At 45.1% G+C, this 255-nt stretch carries 1 protein-coding gene; it reads right to left on the reverse strand.

Translation table 11 applies throughout. The features are described from left to right. On the reverse strand, positions 1 to 255 hold a 255-nt coding region (locus E0D98_RS26835), incomplete at both ends, for a hypothetical protein (protein WP_165941094.1).

The following is a 255-nucleotide window of genomic DNA, read 5'->3' on the forward strand; positions in this document are numbered from 1 at the left end:
CAGCCATATTGATGGTCGGTAAAAAAGCAGCATCATCTGAATTCACTGGTGTACCGGTAAGCAGAAGGGAAGCGTCACCAATATCAATGCTTCCACTTGTAAACAGCCCTCCCTGAGCGGTCAGCGCTCCTCCTTTATGAATATTCAGGGAGCTGTTTATAAATGACGATGCATCTGAGAACAGGACTGAAGATGAAGAAACATTGATATGACTGTCTTCAGACGTAACCCCGCCACGAAAATTATCGCGGATAT

The organism is Escherichia sp. KCJ4928, from assembly GCF_004352695.1.
Classification (GTDB): Bacteria; Pseudomonadota; Gammaproteobacteria; order Enterobacterales; family Enterobacteriaceae; genus ECMA0423.